The sequence below is a fragment of the Pseudorhodoferax soli genome (assembly GCF_003337555.1).
GTDB classification, from domain to species: domain Bacteria; phylum Pseudomonadota; class Gammaproteobacteria; order Burkholderiales; family Burkholderiaceae_C; genus Pseudorhodoferax; species Pseudorhodoferax soli.
In genome coordinates, this window is sequence record NZ_QPJK01000005.1 from 462,791 (window position 1) to 483,243 (window position 20,453).

The window sequence follows — 20,453 nt, forward strand, 5'->3', positions numbered from 1 at the left end:
CTCAGACCGCCTGCATCAGCGACTGCATCATGTCGTCGGCGGTCGAGATCACCTTGGTGTTGGCCTGGTAGTTGCGCTGCGAGGTCATCAGGTTGACGAGTTCGGAGGTCATGTCCACGTTGGACTGCTCGATCGCGCCCACGGTCAGCTCGCCGGCCATGCCGGTGCCCGGCGTGGCGTACAGCGGGGTGCCCGAGGTCGAGGTGGTGGTCCAGCTGGTGTCGCTGATGGCCTGCAGCGCCTGCTCGTTCGGGAAGGTGGCCAGCGCCACGGTGCCGACCTTCTGCTTCTGGCCGTTGCTGTATTCGGCGATGACCGAGCCGTCCTCGGACAGCGTGACGTTCACGCGCGTGCCCGAGGCGTAGCCGTTGGGCGCGTTGACCGAGGGGCGCGACTCGCCCGAGTACTGGGTGGTGCCGGTGTAGTCCAGCGCGATGCTCATGGCGGTGGCGCCGGCCGGCGTGGCGGCCAGCGTCACGGCCGGCACGGTGGCCAGCTTGCCGTCGGTGCCGAAGTTCAGTGCCTGCGGCGTGCCGTTGGCCACGCCGTCGAAGGTGTAGTGCACCGTCACCTGGTTGGTGGCGGTCTTCACGAAGTACTGGGTCACCGTGTGCTGGCTGCCCAGCGAGTCGTAGACGACGGAGACGTCCGAGCTGTTGTAGGTCAGCGGGTTGCTGGCGTCGAAGGCAGCGGTGGGCGCGACCCAGTCGGACGACAGGTTGCTCACGTACTGCATGCGCGAGGAGGCCTGGGCCGCCACCTGGCCGCTGGGCACCTGCAGGTCGCCCATGGCACCCAGGCCGGCGCCTTCCAGCGGCACGCCGGCGGCGTCGCGCATCACCGCATAGCCCTGCACGCGGCGGTTGGAGGCGTCCACGAGGAAGCCGTCCTGGTCGGTGCCGAAGATGCCCACGCGCGTGTAGACCTCCACGCCGCTGGCTTCCTTCGTCACGAAGAAGCCGCGGCCCTGCACCATGGCGTCCAGCCCGCGGCCGGTGGTCATGGCGCCGCCGCCGATGTCGATGCTCTGCGTCAGCGAGTTGATCTGCGCGCCGGCCGGCTGGCTGCCCGCGTAGAGCGAGGCGAAGTTGGCGCGCGTGGCCTTGAAGCCGTAGGTGCCCGCGTTGGCGATGTTGTTGCTGATGGAGTCCAGCGACGTGTTGATGGCGTTGATGCCGGACAGTGCGATTTCGAAGCTCATGGCGTTCTCCTCAGGACTTCAGTTGATCGGGGTGGTGGGACGGCCGTGGAAGCCGACGAGGGACGAAGCGGGGACCTGGCCGACACCGGCAACCTGCACCATGGCGGCGCCGTTGCTGCCGATCTGCACGTTGCCCAGCAGGCCGGTGACGCTGGTGGCCGGCGTCTCTTTGGTGCTGGTCTCCACGCTGAGCGTGTAGGTGCCGGGCGCGATGCCCAGCGCAACCGGGTCGACCGCGGTGGAGACCGCGCCGATCGGCTTGGTGCCCAGCTCGATGCTGTGCTTCCTGCCGCCCGAGCCGGTCAGCACCAGCGTGGTCTTGGTGCTGGGGCTGGACAGCGTGAAATCGACCTGCACGGGTTCCTTGTCCAGCTGCAGCTGGCCGGTCTGCACCGTGACATCGGTGCCGACCTGCGAACCGAGCGAGATCACCTGCATGCTGGCCATGGCGCTGGCGCTGGCCGTGCCCTGGTCGGCCAAGAGGCGCAGCGCCTCGACCTGGCTCAGTTGGGAGAGCTGGCCGACGAAGGCGGCCGGGTCGGTCGGCTCCAGCGGGTTCTGGTTCTTGATCTGCGCGACGAGCAGCTTGACGAACAGGTCGGAGATGTCGCCGCCGAGCGCGCTGGCGATGCTGGGCAGGCCGGCGCTGGCGGTCTGGCCGGCGGATTGGTTGTTGACGGTGGTGACCATGGGGTTCAGCTTTCTCCGAGGCGCAGCAGCGAAGCCTGCATGGACTTCACGCGCGAGAGCACCTCGACATTGGTCTCGAAGGCACGCGAGGCCGACAGCATGTCGGTCATCTCGGCCACCGAGTTGACGTTGGAATAGAAGACATCGCCGTCGGCGTTGGCCAGCGGATGGTCGGGCTCGTGCACGCGGCGCAGCGGCTCGGGGCTCTGCACCACGTCCAGCACCTGCACGCGGCTGCCGGCCGACTGGGTGCCCTGGCCGAGCTGGGCGATGGCCGCGAACACCGGCTTGCGCGCCCGGTAGCCGTCGGCCTCGGTCCCGGCGGCGCTCTGCGCGTTGGCCAGGTTGCTGGAGATGGTGTTCAGGCGCACGGTCTGCGCCGACATGGCGGAACCGGCGATCTGGGCGATGGCGCGAAAACTCATGGTGATTCCCTGGTCGCGCTCACTGGCCGGCAATGGCCTTGGCCAGGCCCTTGAGCTTCATGTCCACAAAGCGCAGGCTGGTCGCGAAATCGGCGGCGTTCTGCGAGAACGCGGCCTGCTCCACGCCGAGTTCCACCGTGTTGCCGTCCTGCGATGCATGCTGCGGCAGCCGGTACATCAGCTCGGGCGCGCCGCTGTCCAGCACCGCGAACGGGTCGTCGCCGCTGGCACGGCTCAGCGCCTGCGCAAAATCCACGTCGCGCGCCTGGTAACCCGGTGTGCTCTCGTTCGCCAAGTTGGACGCGAGGACCTTGGTACGATCCGCGCGTAGCCGCAAGGCGTCCGCATGCAGGCCCAAAGCCTTGTCGAATTGAAGTCCCATCACATCCCCTTTCGTCGATCAATCTGGTCGTGCGTGCTGGCCATCGGCCTGCCGCTGGTGGCGCTGGCAACCGTGCCCGCGCGTGTCGAAGACCTGGTCGAGCAGGCCGCGCGCGACTGGCTCGCCGGGCAGGCCGATGCCCGCGGCCTGGCCGAGCCGGTGTTCGAGGTCAAGGCCGTGGCCCGGCTGCCGCAGCCCCTGCCGCCGTGCGCTGAAGCGCTCACGGTGGACGCACTGGAAACCCGCTCGGCCGCGCGGATGCGCTTCGCCGTGGTCTGTCCGGGCACCGATGGCTGGCAGCGCGAGTGGACGGTGCGGGCCGCGGTCTCCGCGCTGGTCGTGGTCGCCGCGCGCGACGTGCCGGCCAACCGTGCACTGCAGGCCGAGGACCTGGCCATCGAGCGGCGCCAGCTGACCGACCTGGCCGGTGCCGTCACGCTGCCCGAGGACGCCATCGCGCAATCGAGCAACCGCACGCTGCGCACCGGCCAGGCGCTGCACGCGCGCTGGCTGTCGGCGCCGGTGCTGGTCAAGCGGGGCGACAGCGTGACCATCCGCGCGCGCAACGGCGGCGTCGAGGTCAGCGCGGCCGGCGAGGCGCTGGAGAACGGCAGGGCGCGCCAGGTCGTGCGCGTGCGCAACACCACCACCGGCAAGGTGATCCGGGCCAGGGTGCTGGAAGAGGGGTTGGTCGAGCCGGAAAGCATGGGCGGTTCCTGATGCGGCCGGCTCATTCGGCCGCGCCGCGGGCCTGCACCTGGCGCACCACGCGGGCCAGCTTGGCCGCGTAGTCCGGGTCGGTGGCGTAGCCGCCGCGCGCCAGCCCCTGGGCGAAGGCCGCGGCGTCGCTGCCTGTGTTCAGCGCTTCCTGGTAACGCGGGCTGCTCTGCAGCAGCTGCGCATAGTCGCGGAAGGCGCTGGCATGGTCCGGGTAGGCGCGGAAGGCCTCGGTGGTCTTCTGCGCCGCGCCGTCCTCGTACTCGGTGGTCAGAGCCTGCACGCTGGCGCCACGCCAGCTGCTGTTGGCCTTGATGCCGAACAGGTTGTGGCTGTCGCCGCCGTCGGCGCCCCGCAGCGGGCGCCGGCCCCAGCCCGACTCCAGCGCGGCGTGCGCGGCGACGAGCTCCGGCGCCACGCCCAGCGCGGCACCGGCTTCGCGCGCCCACGGCGTGATGGCCTGCAGGAAATCGCGCTGCGCGGCGGCGGGCACGGCCTGGCCGGGCGCCAGTGCTGCCGTGCTGGCCGTGCCGGATGTGCCGGAAGACGCGCGGGGCGTGCGGGCCAGTCCCGGCGTGAGCAGGGGCAGGGCGCTGCCCTGCGTATCGGCCACCGCCGTGGCCTGCAGCGCGGCCATGCGGCGCAGCAGGCCCTCGGTGCCCATCACCGGCAGTTCGCTGTGGCTCCAGCCGTTGCGCACCAGGTCGCCGATCTCCGTCTCGGCGCTGCGCATGGCATTGGCAAAGCTGGCGGCCTGCACCCCACCGCCGCTGGCGGCCAGCGGCTGCGTGGGCGCCAGCGGGCGCAGAGCGCGCAGCGAGGTCGATTCAGGCGTCTGCATAGAGCGGGTCCTCGGTGCCGTGCAGCACGCGCGTCAGCAGCACATGCTGCTCGGTCAGCAGGCGGGCGTTGCGCAGGTTGCGGGCCTTGCAGTCGTGCACGGCCTGCTCCAGCTGGTCCCACAGCGCCTGCACGCCGGCGCGCTGCGCAGCCGGCCACAGCGCCACCAGCGCAGGCACGGTGGGCACGCCACCGCCCTGCAGCCGGGTGAGCAGGCCATAGCGGAACTGGCGGCGCGCGTCGATGCGGTCGACCACGGCCACGATGCCGGCCGCCACCGACTCCATCGCCTGCGCATCGTGGCGCAGCGCGCTGGCGAACTGTTGCTCCAGCAGTTCCTGCAGTTCTGCGTAGTCCGCCAGGTCGGCCTGCACGTCGCGCAGCAGCCGCTCGACGGCCGCACGCGGCAGCGCGCGCGCAGCGCCGGTGGTTGCGGACTGCGCGTCGCGGGTGGCGCTGGCCAGGGTCATCCCGCGCTCCCGTGGTAGCGCTCGATCAGCGCGGCGAGCTTGCCGGCGTCGAAGCCGATCTCGCCACGCTCCAGCGCGGCGCGGATCTCGGCCACGCGCGCGGCATCGACTTCGGGCATCTGCTGCAGCTGCGCGCGTGCCGTGGCGAGCAGTGCGCCAGCGGCCGAGGCGCCGCTGCCGGCGGTGGCGGCTGCCGGCGCGGCAGCCGGGGCGGCGGGTGCGGCAGGCGCAGCAGCCGGGGCGGGCGGGGTGGCGGGCGTGCCGTTGCTGGTGATCTTCATGCGCAATCCTCGGGTTCTGGTTTCCATGGCCGTTCTCAACGCGCGACCAGGCGGTCGCGCAGGGCCTGCAGCGCGCTGCGTTCGGGAATCACCGCGTCGGCGCCGGGCGCGAACAGCGTGTTGCCCGCGGGCGGGCCGAACATGGTGCGGATGGCCTGGGCGTGTTCGCTGGTCAGCACCAGCAGCTCGATGCGGCGGTTCACGTCGGCGTCGGAACGGGTCAGGTCCAGCGGCGCGCGGTCGGCCATGCCGACGACCTGCAGCACGCTGGTGGTCGGCATGCCGCCGGCCATCATCTGGAAGCGGGCGGCCATGGCGCGGTTGTTGGACAGCGACCAGTTCGACAGCGCGCCGGGGTAGCTCTCCACGCCGGCGAACGGCGTGGAATCGGTGTGGCCCACGATGAGCATCTGGTTCTCGACCTGCGCGAACACCGGGCCGAGCTGGCGCAGCAGCTTGCGGAAGCGTTCGGTCGGGTAGGCGTTGCCGCGCTCGAACATGCCGAAGCGGTCGGTGTCGTGCAGCAGCACGCGCAGGCCGTAGGGCGTGACGATGTTCTGCAGGTTGCTGGCCAGGCCGGTGTCGTCGGCCATGCGCGTGATGACCACGGCCAGCTCGCGCAGGTCGGCGGCGGTTTCGTAGCGGCGCGCGGGCGGCTGGTCGGGCTGGGTCTTGTTCGGCTGCTCGGGCTTGTTGGTGTCGCCGTTGGCGTAGGCACGGCGCGGCTGCAGGGTGTCGCTCTGCGCCGGCACGGGCTCGCGCGGGATCAGGCTGCCGCGCTGCTGGTCGATCTTGGCGACCATGCTGCCGCCGTCCTCGAACATCTTGCCGCCCTGGACGCGCCGCAGGTCTTCGGCGGTCTGCTCGGAACTGCGCGCCGCCAGGATCCACAGCACCAGGAACAGGCACATCAGCGCCAGCACGAAATCGGCGAACGCCACCTTCCAGGCGCCGCCATGGGCCTCGTCGTGCCCCTTCTTGGACACCTTCTTGATGATGGTGGCGTGGCCCTTGTCGCGGCCGGCGGCGGCAGTGTTCATGCGCGGTCGCCGGCACGCCGGGCTGGTTCGGGTTCGCCGCCGCCGGTCAGGGCATTGATCCAGCCCTCCAGCTTGGCGAAGCTCGGCTTGGTGTTGAGCTGCACGAGGCGCCGGCCCGCGTCGATGGCCAGCAGTGGCGGCTTGCCGGCCACGTGCGTGACGATGACCACCTTGACGATCTCCAGCATGGACTGCTCCTCGGCCACCAGCTGCTTCATCATGTTGCACATGGGGTCGAGCAGGCAGTAGCACATGAAGATGCCGATGAAGGTGCCGACCATGGCCGCACCGACCTTGGCGGCCACCTCGGCCGAGCCAGCGCCTTCGCCGATGGCGGCCATGGTCATCACGATGCCCAGCACAGCGGCCACGATGCCGAAGCCGGGCATGGCCTCGGCGATCTTCTGCAGCGACTTCTGCGGCTGGTTCAGCTCTTCGTGGATGGCCTCGATCTCGTGGTCGAGCACGCCTTCGAGCTCGTGCGCGCTGATCTTGCCCATGGCCATCAGGCGGAAGTTGTCGACGATGAAGGCCAGCAGCTTGGGGTCGGCCAGCACCAGCGGGTAGCGCTTGAACATGTCGCTTTCCTGCGGTGCCTCGACGTGGGCGTCCAGCGCCTTCAGGCCACCGGCGGCGGTCTGCAGCAGCTCGTACATCAGGAGCAGCAGCTGGCGGTGGAACTCGTTGCCGTCGCGCCGCTTTCCAAGGCTGTGGCGCACCTGCAGCCACATCTCGGTCAGCACGTGCTTGGGGTTGCCGATGACCAGCGCGCCGGCACCGGCACCGCAGATGATGACGATTTCGACGGGTTGCCAGATGACGCCCATCTGGCCGCCGTGGAACATGAAGCCCCCGAACACGGTGACGGCGATGATGAGCAGGCCGACGAGAAATTGCATGGTGTGGGATTCCGGGAGGGGTCAGGCTTCCTTGAGGAAGTCCTTCATCTTGCGCAGCGCGCCCTTGTTGATCTGGCACACGCGGGCGTCGGTCAGGCCCAGCACCGCGGCGATCTCCTTCAGGCTCAGGTCGAATTCGTAGTACAGCTGCACCACGCGCTGCTCGCGCGCGTCCAGCACCGCCAGCGCCTGCTCGATGCTGCGCCGGGTCATCAGCGCGGCCTCGGGCGACTGGCCCTGCGAGGGCAGGCGGTGCAGCTCCTCCACGATCTCGTCGAAGCTGACCAGCATCTCGGCGTTCTCGGCCAGGCGGTGCTCCTGCAGTTCGTCGGCGCTGATCTGCAACGCTGCCTGCAACTCGGCCTCGTTGGGCGCATGGCCGAGCTTGCGCGTGAGCGCGCGTTCGGCATCGCGCAGCTTGTGGCTGTCCTGGCGCACGCTGCGCGGGCGCCAGTCCTGGCGGCGCAGCTCGTCCAGGATGCTGCCGCGCACGCGCAGTGCGGCGAAGGAGGCGAACTTGGCGTCGGGCTCGCCGTAGCGGCGCAGCGCCTCCAGCAGGCCCATCAGGCCGATCTGCTCCATGTCCTCGCGGTCGATGGCGCCACCGATCTGCGAGGAGAGTTGGCGCGTGATGCGCTTGACCAGCGGCAGCCAGGCCAGCAGGTGCTGCTGTTCGAGCGCGGCTGCGCCGCGCTCTGCAGCTCCCTTCAGTTCGGCGTATCCGTCGCGCAGGTCCATTGCTTATTCGATGATCAGCTTGCTGATCAAGGCCTCGGCGAAGGGTTGCTCGATGCTGTCGGCGGTGTAGCGCGCCTTGTAGGCGGCGTTGACCTCGGTGGTCAGCTGCTCGATGGTCAGCGCGCCGGCCTTCTCCAGCGTGAACTCGGAGAGCGCCTTCACGGTCACGCTGCGCAACAGCGGCAGCTGGTCCTTGACGGCTTTTTCCTTGACCAGGTCGTCGGCCTTGAAGACCACGTCCACGGCCATGTAGTGGGCCAGCGGGTCGCCCGCCTGGCTGCGCAGCATCACGATGACCTTGTCCATGGAGACATAGCGGAAAGTCGAGGGCTTGGGCGGCGGCGGGGCCTTGGCCTCGGTGCTGTGCCCGCGCTGCCACCACCAGAAGCCGCCGCCGGCCGCGCCCGCGGTCAGCAGCACGGCGCCGGCGATGATGGCGATGAGCTTGCCTTTGGTCATGAGCGGTCCGCCGCGAGTGCGAAGCGCTGGCCGTCTTCGCTCTGTTCATCGAGTGCGCGGCCGGGCTGCTGCTGGGCCTGGCGCTCCTGGCGCTGGCGCCCCTCGGCATCGCCGCGGGCCTGTTGCTGCTGCGCCACCTGCACGCTGACGTCGCCGCCGTGGCGCTGCGCCAGCTCCTGGCGCAGGCCATCGCCGATGGCCTGCAGCTGGCGCACCACGTCGCCGTGGCTGGCGCTGAGCTGCACCTGGGTGGCGCCGCTGGCGTCCTGGCGGATGTGGATCTCGATCTGGCCGCGGTGCGGCGGGTCCAGCCGGATGACCACGCGCTCGCTCCCGCGCTCCAGCTGCACGGCGATGCGGTCGCCCAGTTGCTGCAGCAGCGAGGGCGCACGGCCCTGCGGCGCCGCCTCGCCGCTGCGCGGCTCCACGCTGTCCGGCGGCGCGCTGGCGGCTGCCGGCACCAGGGCGGTGGCCATGTTGGGGCGCTCCAGCGGCAGTGCGGTGGTGGCGGTGTCGGCCGGCGCGGCCTTGGCGCTGGAAACCGGCACGGGCGCCACGGCGGCCGGCGCTGGCGCGGAAGCCGGGGCCGGGATGCTGGCGGGCAGGGCCTGCGCTGCACCGGCGGCGGCTTGCACGGCCACGGTCGTGGCGGCGGCCGGGCGTTGAGGCGCCACGGCCGGCGTGCCGGCGGCGGCCGGCAGCGGCACGGCGATGGCCGGCGGCGGCTGCAGGCTGGCCAGTGCCGGATCGAACGGCAGTGCGGTGCCGGCATCGGCAGCGCTGGTGTCGGTCTCGGCGTCGGAGTCGTCCTGCGCGGGCGCGGCCAGGGCAGGCGCGGCGGCGCCGGGTGTCGGCAGCGCGGCGGCGCCATCGAGCAGGAGCTGCAGCGTGCGGTCGAAACTGCCGGGTTGGGCTGGTGCTGCTGCGGCGGCGGCGGCCGGCGCGCCCAAGGTGGCGACGGGCGCGAGCACGGCCAGCAGCGCGGCCGGCAGCACCGCAGCGGGCAGGGCGCCTTGTTGCTGCGGCGCGGCTTGGGGCGCTCGGGGGGCTTGCAGGGGCAGGGTGTTCATGGGCGGGCCTCGAGCGGGGATGCACCGTCCTGCAGCGCGTAGGCGAGCCAGCCGTCGCGGCCCTCGCGCAGCTGGGCGATCTGTTGCTCCAGTGCTTCACTGGCTTCGTGGCACAGGCCGCGCGCCATGGCATGGGCTGTGCCGAGCCGTTCCAGCGCCTCAAGTTCCGCGCCCGACCAGGGGCCGAGCGCCGCCAGCTGCGGCAGCTCGCGCGCGAGTGCGCTGTCGGCTTGCTGCACGGCCTGCCAGTCCTGCGCACGGGCAGCGCGCAGCACCTGGCTGGCCAGCTGGGTCAGCTGCTGTTGTCTAGACATGCGCGGCCCCTGCGGTGCTGCGGCGCAGGTCCTGCGCCTGCACATCCTGCCAGCCGGCGCGCAGCGTGCGCAGCAGGCCGGCGACCTCATCGACCATGGCCGGGTCCAGTTCGCCGCCGGCACGGTACAGGCGCCAGCTGCAGTAGTCGTACAGCCGGGCCAGGTTGCCCACGACCTCGCCGCCACGCTCTGCGTCCAGCGCGCTCGACAAGCCGTTGAGGATGTCCACGCACTTGTCCAGGCTGCGGGCCTTCTCGGTGAAGCGGCGCGCCTCGATGTGGGCGCGGGTGCGCGCCAGCTCTTCGAGCAGCCCGTCCAGCAGGATCAGCACCAGCTGGACCGGCGAGGCATTGGCCGTCTGCGCGTGCAGGTTCACGGCGTGGTAGTGGTTGTAGGCGTCGTGGTCCAAGGTCGGTCTCGGCGTTGGTTCAGGTGGTGGTCGACAGCGAGCTGAACAGGCTGGAGGTCTCGCTCATCTGCGCCTGCAGGTTCTGCAGCCGCGTGAACTGGGCCAGGTAGCGCTGGTAGGCGTTCTCGTACTGCAGCTCCAGGCGGTCCTGGCGCTGCGTGATGCGTTTCTGCGTGACCTGCACGGTGTCCTGGCGGCGCTTGATCTGGCCGTTGCTGGTGTCGGTCCAGCTGTCGGCCACGGACTGCAGCGCGCCCAGCACGCCCGAGGCGGTGGTCAGGCCGGTGTTGCCGAACAGCGCGTCGAGCTTCTCGGGGTTGGCGGCGAGCGCCTTGTCCAGCTTGGCCTTGTCCAGCGAGATGCTGCCGTCGCGGCTGGTCTTGATGCCGAAGTCCATGAGCCGCACGCCGTCCACTTCCATGCGCAGCGCGTTGTCCAGGCGCGTGCGCAGGTTGCGCACGCCTGTGTCGGAGGCGAACACGGCCGAAGCGGCGCCTTCCTTGCCGTAGGCGGTGAGGTCGTCGAGCGCCTTCTCCAGCGTGTTGTAGGCGGTCACGAAGCTCTGCAGCTTCTCGGCCGTGGCGCTGTTGTCGTTGGCCACCGTCAACGTGGCCGGGGCGCTGCCGCTGGCCATGGGCTGGGCCAGCGTGAGCGTCACGCCCTCGATGGCCGTGAAGGTGTTGGAGGCCTGCTGCAGCCGGATGCCGGTGCCCTGGGCGCCCAGCCAGACCACCGCATCCTGGGCGGCCACCAGCTCGCGGCCGCTGGACAGGGCGGTCTTCAGCGCGCCGGCGGGCAGGCCGCTGGCGTCCAGCGTGATGGCGCCGTCGGCACCGCTGCTGCCGGCGCCCAGGACCAGGTGCGTCTGGGTGCCGCTGGTGACGACGCTGGCCACGGCCTTGCCGCCGTTGTCATCGGCCATGTTGATGGCGCGGGCGATCTCGGCGTGCGAGATGGTGCCGTCGCTGTTCTGGTCGGCCATGGTCAGGTCGACCGAGAAGCTGGAACCGTCGCCCAGCTGCACCACGAGCGGGCCGCCGAGCGCCACGGGCACGGCCGGCAGGTCCTCGAACGCGACCTGGTGCACGGTGGCCACCTGCTCGACGAACAGCTGGTGGCTGCCCGGTGCCGCCTTGGCCGTGGCACTGGCCGCGGTGATGGCGGTGCCGCCGCCGGTCAACGTGGCGCTGCGCTGCATCACGCCGGTGGTGCGGCTCGCCAGGCCGCCGAGCGCGGTCTCGAATGCGCTCAGCGCCGACTGCAGCTTGGTCAGCGCGGTGGATGTGCTCTGCGCACTCTGGCTCTGGGTGGTCAGCTGCTTCTGGGCGCTGGCCACATACAGGTTGGCCAGTTGCGAGGCCATGGACGCGGGATCGATTTCGGCCATATCAGACTCCTTGACGGGGGTTACCCGTGGAGAAGGCGACCGTTGGCGGCCGGGCATGAAGTGCGCGCGCTGCATTCGATGGCGCGGCTGCGGGCGGCCGGGTGGTGCTCATGGCGCCCTCCGCAGCCAGCTCTGACGGGCGATCTCGTCCTGGCGCTTCTGCTCGGCGCTGCGCAGGGCGCGGCCGTGCTCCTGCAGGCGCTGCGCCAGCACCTGGTCGATGGCGCCCTGGCGGCGCGCGGCGGTCAGCAAGGCCAGCCGGGCCCGGTCCACCGCCTGCTCCTGGCGCGACAGGTCGCCGCGGTGGCGCTCGGCCAGCTCCATCACGTTCTGCTTGTAGTTGGCGCAGTTCAGGGACGCCAGCGGCGACAGCGTGCCGCTGGTGGTGCTGGTGCGCCACAGGCTGTCCAGCCGGTCCTGGTTGCGGCGGCGCCGTTCGGCGTCGGCCAGCTGCTCGGCCAGCTCGGTCTGGCGGCGTTCGACCTCGCGTTCGCGCAGGTCCGCCAGGCGTGACAGCGCAGGTTCCGGGTGGCGCGTGTTGGTCATGCGACGAGGCTTTCCAGTTGCGCCAGCGTGCCGGCCATGGGCGCGGCGTCGTGCGTGCCCTGTTGCAGGAAGGCTTCCATGCGCGGGAAGGCGGCCACGGCCCGGTCGGTCGCCGGATCGGCACCGGCCACGTAGGCGCCCAGCGGCAGCAGCTCGCGCACCTGGGCATAGCGGCCCAGCAGTTCCTTGACCTGCAGCGCCGCGCGCTGCTGGGCGGGGCTGGCGACCAGCGACATGCAGCGGCTGATGGAGGCGCCGATGTCGATGGCGGGGTAGTGGCCGCGTTCCGCCAGCGCGCGCGACAGCACGATGTGGCCGTCCAGCACGGCGCGCGCGGTGTCCACCACCGGGTCCTGCTGGTCGTCGCCTTCGGCCAGCACGGTGTAGATGGCGCTCATGCTGCCCTCGGCCCGCTCGCCGTTGCCGGCGCTTTCCACCAGCTGCGGCAGCTGGCTGAACACCGACGGCGGGTAGCCGCGCGTGGCCGGCGGCTCGCCCAGGGCCAGCGCCACCTCGCGCTTGGCCATGGCGTAGCGGGTCAGCGAATCGACCAGCAGCAGCACATGCTGGCCCTGGTCGCGGTAGTGGGCGGCAACGGCGTGCGCCAATTCGGTGGCGCGCAGGCGCATCAGCGGCGATTCATCGGCCGGGGCCACGACCAGCACGGCGCGCGCCAGGCCTTCGGCACCGAGCGAGCGCTCGATGAACTCGCGCACCTCGCGGCCGCGCTCGCCGATCAGGCCCACCACCACCACGTCGGCCACGGTCTGGCGCGTGATCAGGCCCAGCAGCACGCTCTTGCCCACGCCGCTGCCGGCCATCAGGCCCACACGCTGGCCCTTGCCCAGCGTGAGCAGGCCGTTGATGGCGCGCACGCCCACGTCCAGCGGCTCGTGCACGGGCTGCTTGCGCAGCGGGTGCACGCGCGGTGGCTGGGCGGCCAGCGGGTGTTCGCCGCCGAGCGGGCCGCGGCCGTCCATGGGCTCGCCCAGCCCGTCGACGATGCGGCCCAGCCAGCTCGGGCCGATCAGCGGCTGGCGGCGTTCGGCGAGCGGCATCACGCGCGCACCGGTGGCCAGGCCTTCGATGGCGCGGAACGGCATCAGGTAGGCGATCTCTTCGCGGAAACCGACGACCTGGGCCTCGACCCACTCGCCGGCGGCCGTCTCGACGCGGCAGCGCTGGCCGGTGTGCAGCGTGCAGCCGGCGCTTTCCAGCAGCAGCCCGGAGGCGCCGACCAGCCGGCCGGTGGGCCGCGCCACCGGCACCTGGCCGAGTTCGACATCGCGCAGGGCGGCACGCAGCGTCATCGCACCACCTGCAGCGCCGGCGCGGCCGGCAGATCGTCTTCGTCCTCGTCCAGGCCCTCGGCGGCCTCGGGCCGGCCCTTGCCCTTGAGCTGGGCGCGCACCTGGTCCATCACGGCGGCCTGGCGCTGGCGGCAGCCGGCATCGGCCTCGTGGCGGCCGGCGCGCACATGGCACTCGCCGGGCTCCAGCCGGGTGTCGGGCAGGAGCTTCCACTTCTTGGCGCGCTCGGGGTCCAGGTCGGTGATGCGCTGCAAATCCTCAGGGTGCAGGAAGACCTCGACCTCGCGGGCCCGCACGCGGGGCAGCGTGGCCAGCGTCTCGTCCACCATGGTCAAGAGCTGCAGCGGCTGCAGCGCCAGTTCGCAGCGGATCACCTGGCGCGCCACCTTGCCGACCAGTTCGACGACCTCGTCGCGCAGCGCTTCCTGGTACTCGGCCTGCAGCTTGTTGAGGGCTTCCAGGATGGCATCGACCGGGCCGGCCTTCTCGTCGAAGCTCTCCATGATCTCGCGGCGCGCCTGCTCGGCGCCCTGGCGCAGGCCCTCGGCATGGCCGCTCTTGTGGCCCAGGGCTTCGCCGGCTTCCTTGCCGCTGCGTAGCCCTTCTGCATAGCCCTGGTCCATGGCCTGCTGGAAGGCCTGGCTGGCATCGCCGCCATCGGGCCCGCTCGAGCGGGCCTGCACCTGGGCCAGGGGCGGGAAGCGGTGGGGGCGGGCGTTGCGCAGTTGCATGCCGGTCACTCCACGGTCGCTTCGGCGAACAGCTGGATCTCGATCTCGCCGGCATCGGCGAGCGCCTTGACCTGCGCCATGATTTCCTTGCGCGTCTGCTCGACGCGCGACATCGGCACCGGGCCGGCGCGGCGCAGGATGTCCTGGAAGCTCTGCGCCTGGCGCTTGGGCATGGTCTGCAGGATGGCGTCGCGGATGCTGGGCTCGGCGCCCTTGAGCGCGAGGGCCCATTGCTCCAGCGGCACTTCCTCCAGCAGGCGGGTGAGCACCGTCTCGGTCTGGTTGGAGAGGATGAAGAAGTCGTACATGCTGGCCTCGATCTTGGAGACCAGTTCGGCGTCGTGCACGCGCAGCGACTCGATCATCTGGCGCTTGTCGCCCGGCAGGCGGTTCAGGATCTCGGCCACCTGGCGCGTGCCCTCGACGGCGGCGCTCTGCGTGCCCATCTCGTCCAGGCAGCGGCTGACGATCTCGTCCAGCTCGGTCAGCAGCTCGTTGTCGATCTCCTGCAGGCGGGCCATGGCGATCAGCAGGTGGTCGCGGTCCTGCGCGGGCAGGTTCTCGATCACGCTGCCGGCCTGCGGCGGCGGCAGGAAGGACAGGAACACCGCCTGCATGCGCACATGCTCGTGCGCGATGCGCTCGGCCAGCCACTTGGGCGCGGCCCACTGCAGGCGCTGCATCTTGGGCCGGATGGCGTCGCCGTAGATGCTGTTGAGCACGCTGCCGGCGATCTGGGTGCCCAGCGCCAGGTCGAGCGAGCGCTTGAGGTAGCTGCGCGAGGCGCCGTGCACGCCGCTCTGCTCGCGGTAGTTGTCGAAGAAGCGCGTCATGGCGTGCTTGACCGCCTCGACCTTGATGCCCGACAGCCGCGACATCACCTGCGTGACCTCCAGCAGCTCTTCGCGCGAGAGGTGGCGCAGCACGGCCGCGGCCGGCTCCTCACCCATGCACAGCAGCACGATGGCGGCCTGCTCGATGGGGCTGGCGGGGGCAGGCGCGGGCAGTTCGGCCAGCGCGGTGGATTCATTCGGCTCGGCCATGCTTTTGCACCCACTGTTTGACGACTTCGGCGACGCGTTCGGGCTCCTTGGCGGCCAGCACGCGCAGGTGGTTGACCATCACGTCCACGGGCGAGCCCGGCGGCGGCAGGTCGTAGTCCTCCAGCAGCGGCACCACCGGGATCTGCGTGCCTGCGGCCGGAGGCAGTGCCGCCACGGCGGCAGGCGCGGGCTGCGGGCCGGTCAGCGCGGCCAGCGGGGTCGTTTCGGCATCGTCGCTGCGCCGGCGCGGCGTCGGCGGTTGCGGCGCCAGGCGCTGCTGCACGCTGCGCAGCAGCGGGCGCGCCAGCAGGAAGTAGGCGAGCAGGGCGCCCAGCAGCCACGCCACGGGCGTGGCGTATTCGTAGATGCGGTCGGGCTGCTTCCACCACGGCGCCATCTCCGGCGGGGCGGTGAAGGCCAGTGCCGAGACGGCCAGCTTGTCGCCGCGCTCGGCGTTGATGCCCAGGCCGTTGCGCAGCACGCCTTCGATGCGCGTGAGGTCTTCTGCGCTCCAGCCGCTGCCGCCCGGCGCGGCGCCGTTGTTCAGCACCACCGCCACGTTCAGGCGCGCGAGCTGGCCGCGGGCGTGGCGGATCTGGCGGATCTGGCGGTCGTAGGCGTACTGGCGCGTGGTGGCGTTGCGGCGCGCGGTGGCGTCGTTGTTGCCGTTCTGCGCGTTGCCCTGGGCCTGGGCGTTCGGGTTCGGCGGGTTCGCGGGCGGAGGCGGGCGGTTGGACAGCGAACCAGGCACGCCCAGCGCGGACTGCGCGCGGTCCTGCTCGTCGCGCACGGCCTCGGAGGTGATGCGCGGCGTGTCGCCGAGCTTCTCCACGGTCTCGTCGATGCGGTCTTCGCTGACCTCGGCGGTCACGCTGGCCTTGAAGTTGTCCAGGCCCACGACGGGGCCCAGCAGTTCGCGCACGTTGGCCAGCGTGGCCTCCTGGTGGCGGCGGGCGGCGTCGCCACCGCCCACGGCATCGAAGCCCTGGCTCAGGTCCACGCGCGAGGACAGCAGGTTGCCGGCCTGGTCGACCAGGCTCACGCGCTGCACGTCCAGGCTGGCCACGCTGCCGGCCACCATGTTGACGATGGCGGCGATCTGCTCGGGCGCCAGCTTGCGGCCGGGCTTCAGCGCCAGCACCACCGAGGCCGAGGCCTTCTCGCCATCGCCCAGCACGAACGAGGTGGAACGCGGCATGGACAGGTGCACGCGCGCCGATTCCACGGCGTCCAGCGTGCGGATGCTTTGCGCCAGCTCGCCCTCCAGGCCGCGGCGAAAGCGTACGTCCTGCACGAACTGGCTCACACCCAGCGGGTCGCTCTTGTCCATGAGCTCCAGGCCGGCCGGCAGCTGGGCCGTGACACCGCGGGCCGCCAGCAGCATGCGCACGCGGCCGAGCTGGCTGCCCGGCACCAGCACCTGGCCGCTGTCGGGGTGCAGCCGGTAGGGCACGCTCTCGGCGTCCAGCACGGCCATCATGTCGGAGGCCGAAATGCGCTCGCGCGCACCGAACACGGGCTTGTAGCCGGCCTCGTCGCGCCACAGCAGCATCATCACCACGGCCGTCAGGCCCACGGCCAGCAGCAAGATGGGCACGAGCGAGCGGGAGAGCCCGGCCGGCAAGGCCGGCATGCCGACATTGCGCAGGTTCTGGACTCCGGCCTTCAGGGTGGCGATCACGTGGCGGTCCCGGGCATCAGATCGGCAGCTTGACCAGGTCTTCGACCGCGGTCACGACCTTGTTGCGCACCTGCATGAGCATGGAGAACGACAGGCTGGCCTGCTGGCTGGAGAGCATGGCGCCGACCAGGTCGTCGCTCTGGCCGCTGTCCACCGCAGCCATCTGCCGGCCGGCCGCATGGTCCTGGGCGTTCACGCTGTCCACGGCGTCGCGCATGCGCTGGCCGAAGCCGCCCGCGCCCGTGGCGGTCGGCTCGGGCCCGTCGTAGGCAGCCTGGGGCAGGATGTCCTGGAGGTTTGCTGCTTGTGCCTTGATGTGTGCCAGATTCGCAGCAATTGCGTTGTTCATGTGGTTTGCCATGACGCATTCCCTCAGCGTTGCGTGGAACTCAATCAATGAGTGTTGAGTATTCCGCACCATCATAAGTCCATTTTTCCAACTTTCGTGATTTTTACGCACCTCAAATTTCAAAGTGCTACGAAGTGCTGCCCCGCTGTTAGTAAATTCAAACACTTGCTGCCGCTTCTTGAAGCAGCGCTAGGATGGCGGCCTCGTCGCGGTCCATGTGCTTCTGTGGATCTGCGCGCAACAGGGGGTGATGCTTGGACTGGAGCAAGTGGATGGGAGGGGCGCTGCTGGTGTTGGCAGCCGGGGTGCTGCTGGTGATCGCGGTGCTGCGCGTGCGCGAGGCGCGCAAGGCGCTACAGGAGGCCCGCTCGGCGCTGACGGCGCGCAACCAGTTCCTGGGCATGATGGCCCACGAGATGCTGACGCCGCTGCAGACCATCGTCAGCTCGGTGGAGCTGATCGAACTGGGCGGCAAGGTGCCGCATGGCGACGAAACCTTCCGCCGGCTGCGCCGCAGCGCCCAGCAGCTGGAGGCACAGATGAACGACACGGTGGAGTTCGCGCGGCTGTCCGGTGGGCGGCTGAAGGTCTCGCCCACGCTGTTCCAGCCCGACCTCATGATGGAGCTGATCGCCGCCGAGTTCGACGAAGCCGCGCGCGAACGCGGCGTGATCCTGCGGGTGCAGATCGATCCGCAGCCCTGTCCGCGCGTGGTGACGGATCCGGCGCGGCTGCGCCAGATCGTGGCCAACCTGGTGTCCAACGCCGTCAAGTACGCCAGCCCCGGCGAGGTGGTCTGCTCGATCCAGGTGCGCGAGGCGCAGCGCGAGGTGACGGTGGCCGTGATCGACCAGGGCCCGGGCTTCGACACCTCGGTCGACATCTGGGAGCCGTTCACACGCGGGCGCGACCACGTGCAGATGGGCAGCGGCCTGGGGTTGGCGGTGGTCAAGCTGATGGCCGAGCTGCTCGGCGGGCGCGCCTACGCGGTGAGCCGGCCGGGCGAGGGCTCGGCCTTCACGGTGCGGGTGCCGGCCGAGGTGGAGGCGCGCCAGCACAGCGCCGTGGCGCAGGGCGGCGGCCGGCACCTGCGCGTGCTGGTGGTGGAAGACGATGCCGATGTGCGGGCCAGCCTGCATGCCATGCTGCTGGCCCTGGGCGCGCAGGCCGACCTGGCCGGCTCCGTGCGCGAGGCCCGGGTGCTGCTGGACACCGACCGCTACGACGGTGTGCTGCTGGACCTGCGCCTGCCCGATGGCTCGGGCTACACGGTGGCCGAGCACGCGCGCCGGCAAGATGCGCTGAACGTGGAGACGCCGCTGGTGGCCCTGTCGGCCTACCACGAGGCCGATGCCACCGCCGATGCGCTGTTCGCCGCCAAGTTCGACAAGCCGATCAGCGCGGGCCGCCTGCGTTCGGCGCTGGCCCTGTTCGGTGCCGGTCCGGCGACTAGCGGTTGGCCTGGGCTTGCTCCAGCAGCTGACGCAGCTGGGAAATCACCAAGGCCAGGCGGAAAGGCTTCTCGATGACGGGAATGCGCAGGGTGGTGGCCACCTGCACGATGTCGGCCTCGCCGGCATAACCGGCGGCGATGGCGCCGGTGGTCAGCAGCATGGGCACGGAGGGCTGGGCCCGGCGGATGGCCTGCAGCACCTGGCTGGCCGTCTGGCCGTTGAGCCACCAGTCCATGAGGTAGCCGTCGAACGGCGCCTCGTCCGCGCGGCGGGCGAGTTCCGCGGCCGAGCCGAACAGTTCGACGCGGTAGCCCGAGGCCTCGAAGGCATCCTTCATGTTGGCGGCCAGGTCGCGCGAATCCTCCAGCACCGCGATGCGGGGCAGCGCCCGTTGCGAGGGCGTGACGACCAGCTGCAGCACGCGCCGGCGTTCGGCGCTGGGGGTGGCCGCGCCGTAGGGCTGGATCAGCCATTCCGCCCCCTGCTGGGTGGCCACCAGTTCGCAGTGTTCGCCGGGCTGCAGGGCAGACCCCAGTGTGGCCTTGCAGTGCAGTGCCAGGGTGCCGATCAGCACGCGCGCGTCGTGCACATCGCCCTCGACACGCGGCGCCGCCAGTGCGGGCTCGGCGCTCAGCAGGGCGCTGATGTCGACCTGGAAATGCTGGGCCAGCGTCTGCAGGTCGCTGGCGGAAAAGGAGGCGTCCTGGAACTTGCGGAAGGCCCCCGAGCGCGAGAGCCCCAGGATCAGCGCCAGCTGCGACGCATGCTTGTGCCGCGGCAGCCCTTGCTCCGAGAAGAAGTCGTGCAGCCGCCGCGCGACCACGCTGTCCTCACCCTCGTCGGTGCTGTCGTCTTCTGGCGCCAGGCTGATGCCGGGCAGAGTTTTGCTCACTTGCATGGTGGGGCGACGAAAGGGCGTGAACCCGGATTAGGCGGCAAAAGTGCGCGTTAAATTAATGTGCCACGAAAAGTGACTAGAAATAGTGGACAATTTCCCTGAGGGTGGTAAAAAATGTGAGGAAAGCGCATCTATCTTGTCTCGCCTGCAGCAACAGCAGGGCGACCGCAGGCCACGCGCAGTCAACGCAGGCGATGCCGATTGTGCACATGGTTGCATCCGATTTACGTGGGAACTTGAGCCATGTCCGTGTCAGACGCTAGTCCTCCTGTGACGCACCGGGTGCTGGATCCGCGCACGCTGGGGCGCCCCATGCACCTGCTGGGCGCGTTTTCAGAACGCTTTGGCACCGATGTGTCGGAACTGTTGCGCCAGGGGCTCAACCGGCGCTACGCCATCGGCCTGCAGGTGGACGGCACCGGCATGCGCCAGCCCCCGCACAACGAAGACCCGGTGCGCTGGAACGTCTACACCTGCCCGTCCGGCCGCATCGGCATGGCGGTGCCGCGCGCGCTGGTGCTCAAGTTGCTGCTGTACCGCTACGGCGGCGGCGACCCGGCTGCGGTCGAGCCCGGCGCGGTGGCGGTGACGGCCAGCGAGGAGCGACTGTCCACCCGGCTCGGGCAGCAGCTCGCCCTGGCGCTGGCACGGCGCATCGACGCCGGCCTGCCGCCGGTTGGCGTTGCGGCAGAGCCCGCCCCGGCCGACCCGGCCGTGCCCTTCCATTCCGAATCCGCTTTGCCCACGGGCCTGTGGCAGCTGAACCTGACACTGGTCGAGGCCGACGGCGGGCAGCGCCACGAACTGCGCTTCAGCCTGGACGATGGCTGCATGCACCGGCTGCTGGACCGGCTGGGCCGCGGCCGCCAGCTGGCGCGCGAGGGCGCCGCTGCGCCGGCGCTGCCGCTGTCGTCCCGGCTCAAGCTGCGTTTGACGGCGCGCCTGGTGCAGCAGCGCTTGCCGCTGGGCGCGATCCTGGACCTGCAACCCGGCAGCGTGCTGCCGATTCCGCAACCCACGGCTGTGGTGCTGGTCAAGGATTCGCCCTTGTTCAATGCCAGCGTGGCCGAACACAAGGGGCGCCTGTGGCTGACGGCGTTCCAGGACCTTTGATGTGAA

Annotated in this window: 25 protein-coding genes; 3 read left to right on the forward strand and 22 right to left on the reverse strand. The window is 70.7% G+C overall.

Annotation, left to right across the window (positions count from 1 at the left end):
- Position 1: 1 nt before the first annotated feature.
- The 4 genes from DES41_RS20015 to flgB are packed head-to-tail and all read right to left on the reverse strand — an operon-like array spanning position 2 to position 2,698.
- Positions 2-1,201, reverse strand: a complete 1,200-nt coding sequence (locus DES41_RS20015) for a flagellar hook protein FlgE (protein WP_114469404.1) — start codon at positions 1,199-1,201, stop codon at positions 2-4.
- Positions 1,202-1,219: 18 nt separating this feature from the next.
- Positions 1,220-1,891, reverse strand: a complete 672-nt coding sequence (locus DES41_RS20020; RefSeq protein WP_114469405.1) for a flagellar hook capping FlgD N-terminal domain-containing protein — start codon at positions 1,889-1,891, stop codon at positions 1,220-1,222.
- 5 nt (positions 1,892-1,896) lie between these two features.
- On the reverse strand, positions 1,897-2,316 hold the full coding sequence (gene flgC / locus DES41_RS20025; RefSeq protein ID WP_114469551.1) for a flagellar basal body rod protein FlgC: 420 nt from the start codon (positions 2,314-2,316) through the stop codon (positions 1,897-1,899).
- A 19-nt stretch (positions 2,317-2,335) separates the two neighbouring features.
- Positions 2,336-2,698, reverse strand: coding sequence for a flagellar basal body rod protein FlgB (gene flgB, locus DES41_RS20030; RefSeq protein ID WP_114469552.1), 363 nt, complete (start codon positions 2,696-2,698; stop codon positions 2,336-2,338).
- On the opposite strand from flgB, the gene flgA reads away from it, so the two are divergent.
- Positions 2,687-3,418 carry a flagellar basal body P-ring formation chaperone FlgA gene (gene flgA, locus DES41_RS20035; protein ID WP_245965787.1) on the forward strand — a complete coding sequence of 244 codons (732 nt, stop codon included), beginning with the start codon at positions 2,687-2,689 and terminating at the stop codon, positions 3,416-3,418. The two genes, flgB and flgA, sit on opposite strands and share 12 nt — an antisense overlap.
- Before the next feature lie 10 nt (positions 3,419-3,428).
- Here the strand turns inward: flgA and flgJ are convergent, their stop codons facing one another.
- The 17 genes from flgJ to fliE form a co-directional block, all read right to left on the reverse strand.
- Entirely contained in the window at positions 3,429-4,256 is an 828-nt protein-coding gene (gene flgJ / locus DES41_RS20040; RefSeq protein ID WP_170168236.1) for a flagellar assembly peptidoglycan hydrolase FlgJ, read from the reverse strand.
- Positions 4,243-4,725 carry a flagellar export chaperone FlgN gene (flgN, locus tag DES41_RS20045; protein WP_114469407.1) on the reverse strand — a complete coding sequence of 161 codons (483 nt, stop codon included), beginning with the start codon at positions 4,723-4,725 and terminating at the stop codon, positions 4,243-4,245. Before flgN ends, flgJ begins: the two co-directional genes overlap by 14 nt.
- Complete coding sequence (flgM, locus tag DES41_RS20050; RefSeq protein ID WP_114469408.1) at positions 4,722-5,006, reverse strand: flagellar biosynthesis anti-sigma factor FlgM; 285 nt, start codon at positions 5,004-5,006, stop codon at positions 4,722-4,724. Before flgM ends, flgN begins: the two co-directional genes overlap by 4 nt.
- Positions 5,007-5,041: 35 nt before the next feature.
- On the reverse strand, positions 5,042-6,046 hold the full coding sequence (locus tag DES41_RS20055; RefSeq protein WP_114469409.1) for a flagellar motor protein MotB: 1,005 nt from the start codon (positions 6,044-6,046) through the stop codon (positions 5,042-5,044).
- On the reverse strand, positions 6,043-6,945 hold the full coding sequence (motA, locus tag DES41_RS20060; RefSeq protein ID WP_114469410.1) for a flagellar motor stator protein MotA: 903 nt from the start codon (positions 6,943-6,945) through the stop codon (positions 6,043-6,045). Before motA ends, DES41_RS20055 begins: the two co-directional genes overlap by 4 nt.
- A gap of 21 nt (positions 6,946-6,966) precedes the next feature.
- On the reverse strand, positions 6,967-7,683 hold the full coding sequence (gene fliA / locus DES41_RS20065; RefSeq protein ID WP_114469411.1) for a FliA/WhiG family RNA polymerase sigma factor: 717 nt from the start codon (positions 7,681-7,683) through the stop codon (positions 6,967-6,969).
- 3 nt (positions 7,684-7,686) lie between these two features.
- The gene (locus DES41_RS20070; RefSeq protein WP_114469412.1) at positions 7,687-8,142 is read right to left on the reverse strand and encodes a flagellar basal body-associated FliL family protein; all 456 of its coding nucleotides are present in this window, start codon (positions 8,140-8,142) and stop codon (positions 7,687-7,689) included.
- Positions 8,139-9,212 carry a flagellar hook-length control protein FliK gene (locus tag DES41_RS20075; protein WP_114469413.1) on the reverse strand — a complete coding sequence of 358 codons (1,074 nt, stop codon included), beginning with the start codon at positions 9,210-9,212 and terminating at the stop codon, positions 8,139-8,141. Before DES41_RS20075 ends, DES41_RS20070 begins: the two co-directional genes overlap by 4 nt.
- Complete coding sequence (locus DES41_RS20080; RefSeq protein WP_114469414.1) at positions 9,209-9,526, reverse strand: hypothetical protein; 318 nt, start codon at positions 9,524-9,526, stop codon at positions 9,209-9,211. Before DES41_RS20080 ends, DES41_RS20075 begins: the two co-directional genes overlap by 4 nt.
- A complete protein-coding gene (gene fliS / locus DES41_RS20085; protein WP_114469415.1) occupies positions 9,519-9,935 on the reverse strand; it encodes a flagellar export chaperone FliS in 417 nt (138 codons plus the stop codon). The genes DES41_RS20080 and fliS overlap by 8 nt, the downstream gene beginning before the upstream one ends.
- Before the next feature lie 19 nt (positions 9,936-9,954).
- Complete coding sequence (gene fliD / locus DES41_RS20090) at positions 9,955-11,322, reverse strand: flagellar filament capping protein FliD (protein ID WP_114469416.1); 1,368 nt, start codon at positions 11,320-11,322, stop codon at positions 9,955-9,957.
- A 108-nt stretch (positions 11,323-11,430) separates the two neighbouring features.
- Entirely contained in the window at positions 11,431-11,868 is a 438-nt protein-coding gene (locus DES41_RS20095; protein WP_114469417.1) for a flagellar FliJ family protein, read from the reverse strand.
- Complete coding sequence (gene fliI / locus DES41_RS20100; RefSeq protein WP_114469418.1) at positions 11,865-13,178, reverse strand: flagellar protein export ATPase FliI; 1,314 nt, start codon at positions 13,176-13,178, stop codon at positions 11,865-11,867. The genes DES41_RS20095 and fliI overlap by 4 nt, the downstream gene beginning before the upstream one ends.
- Positions 13,175-13,909, reverse strand: a complete 735-nt coding sequence (gene fliH, locus DES41_RS20105) for a flagellar assembly protein FliH (protein WP_342769673.1) — start codon at positions 13,907-13,909, stop codon at positions 13,175-13,177. The genes fliI and fliH overlap by 4 nt, the downstream gene beginning before the upstream one ends.
- A 5-nt stretch (positions 13,910-13,914) precedes the next feature.
- Positions 13,915-14,952, reverse strand: a complete 1,038-nt coding sequence (locus tag DES41_RS20110; protein WP_114469419.1) for a FliG C-terminal domain-containing protein — start codon at positions 14,950-14,952, stop codon at positions 13,915-13,917.
- Positions 14,936-16,633 carry a flagellar basal-body MS-ring/collar protein FliF gene (fliF, locus tag DES41_RS20115; RefSeq protein WP_114469420.1) on the reverse strand — a complete coding sequence of 566 codons (1,698 nt, stop codon included), beginning with the start codon at positions 16,631-16,633 and terminating at the stop codon, positions 14,936-14,938. Before fliF ends, DES41_RS20110 begins: the two co-directional genes overlap by 17 nt.
- A 16-nt stretch (positions 16,634-16,649) precedes the next feature.
- Positions 16,650-16,994 carry a flagellar hook-basal body complex protein FliE gene (gene fliE, locus DES41_RS20120; RefSeq protein ID WP_114469421.1) on the reverse strand — a complete coding sequence of 115 codons (345 nt, stop codon included), beginning with the start codon at positions 16,992-16,994 and terminating at the stop codon, positions 16,650-16,652.
- Between the two features lie 242 nt (positions 16,995-17,236).
- On the opposite strand from fliE, the gene DES41_RS20125 reads away from it, so the two are divergent.
- Positions 17,237-18,511, forward strand: a complete 1,275-nt coding sequence (locus DES41_RS20125) for a hybrid sensor histidine kinase/response regulator (protein WP_147282899.1) — start codon at positions 17,237-17,239, stop codon at positions 18,509-18,511.
- On the opposite strand, the gene DES41_RS20130 is transcribed toward DES41_RS20125, so the two are convergent.
- On the reverse strand, positions 18,432-19,334 hold the full coding sequence (locus tag DES41_RS20130) for a helix-turn-helix domain-containing protein (protein ID WP_114469423.1): 903 nt from the start codon (positions 19,332-19,334) through the stop codon (positions 18,432-18,434). The genes DES41_RS20125 and DES41_RS20130 overlap by 80 nt on opposite strands.
- A gap of 243 nt (positions 19,335-19,577) precedes the next feature.
- Between DES41_RS20130 and DES41_RS20135 the strand changes: the two genes are divergently transcribed.
- Positions 19,578-20,447, forward strand: a complete 870-nt coding sequence (locus DES41_RS20135) for a FliM/FliN family flagellar motor switch protein (protein ID WP_114469424.1) — start codon at positions 19,578-19,580, stop codon at positions 20,445-20,447.
- Positions 20,448-20,453 lie beyond the last annotated feature (6 nt).

Coding starts and splice junctions, on each gene's coding strand:
- DES41_RS20080 (WP_114469414.1), bottom strand. CDS start 9,526: ATGTCTAGACAACAGCAGCTGACCCAGCTGGCCAGCCAGGTGCTGCGC.
- fliI (WP_114469418.1), bottom strand. CDS start 13,178: ATGACGCTGCGTGCCGCCCTGCGCGATGTCGAACTCGGCCAGGTGCCG.
- DES41_RS20055 (WP_114469409.1), bottom strand. CDS start 6,046: ATGAACACTGCCGCCGCCGGCCGCGACAAGGGCCACGCCACCATCATC.
- DES41_RS20135 (WP_114469424.1), top strand. CDS start 19,578: ATGTCCGTGTCAGACGCTAGTCCTCCTGTGACGCACCGGGTGCTGGAT.
- DES41_RS20015 (WP_114469404.1), bottom strand. CDS start 1,201: ATGAGCTTCGAAATCGCACTGTCCGGCATCAACGCCATCAACACGTCG.
- DES41_RS20075 (WP_114469413.1), bottom strand. CDS start 9,212: ATGAACACCCTGCCCCTGCAAGCCCCCCGAGCGCCCCAAGCCGCGCCG.
- fliH (WP_342769673.1), bottom strand. CDS start 13,909: ATGCAACTGCGCAACGCCCGCCCCCACCGCTTCCCGCCCCTGGCCCAG.
- flgN (WP_114469407.1), bottom strand. CDS start 4,725: ATGACCCTGGCCAGCGCCACCCGCGACGCGCAGTCCGCAACCACCGGC.
- flgC (WP_114469551.1), bottom strand. CDS start 2,316: ATGAGTTTTCGCGCCATCGCCCAGATCGCCGGTTCCGCCATGTCGGCG.
- DES41_RS20130 (WP_114469423.1), bottom strand. CDS start 19,334: ATGCAAGTGAGCAAAACTCTGCCCGGCATCAGCCTGGCGCCAGAAGAC.
- DES41_RS20020 (WP_114469405.1), bottom strand. CDS start 1,891: ATGGTCACCACCGTCAACAACCAATCCGCCGGCCAGACCGCCAGCGCC.
- motA (WP_114469410.1), bottom strand. CDS start 6,945: ATGCAATTTCTCGTCGGCCTGCTCATCATCGCCGTCACCGTGTTCGGG.
- DES41_RS20070 (WP_114469412.1), bottom strand. CDS start 8,142: ATGACCAAAGGCAAGCTCATCGCCATCATCGCCGGCGCCGTGCTGCTG.
- flgB (WP_114469552.1), bottom strand. CDS start 2,698: ATGGGACTTCAATTCGACAAGGCTTTGGGCCTGCATGCGGACGCCTTG.
- flgJ (WP_170168236.1), bottom strand. CDS start 4,256: ATGCAGACGCCTGAATCGACCTCGCTGCGCGCTCTGCGCCCGCTGGCG.
- fliD (WP_114469416.1), bottom strand. CDS start 11,322: ATGGCCGAAATCGATCCCGCGTCCATGGCCTCGCAACTGGCCAACCTG.
- fliA (WP_114469411.1), bottom strand. CDS start 7,683: ATGGACCTGCGCGACGGATACGCCGAACTGAAGGGAGCTGCAGAGCGC.
- DES41_RS20110 (WP_114469419.1), bottom strand. CDS start 14,952: ATGGCCGAGCCGAATGAATCCACCGCGCTGGCCGAACTGCCCGCGCCT.
- fliE (WP_114469421.1), bottom strand. CDS start 16,994: ATGGCAAACCACATGAACAACGCAATTGCTGCGAATCTGGCACACATC.
- DES41_RS20095 (WP_114469417.1), bottom strand. CDS start 11,868: ATGACCAACACGCGCCACCCGGAACCTGCGCTGTCACGCCTGGCGGAC.
- flgM (WP_114469408.1), bottom strand. CDS start 5,006: ATGAAGATCACCAGCAACGGCACGCCCGCCACCCCGCCCGCCCCGGCT.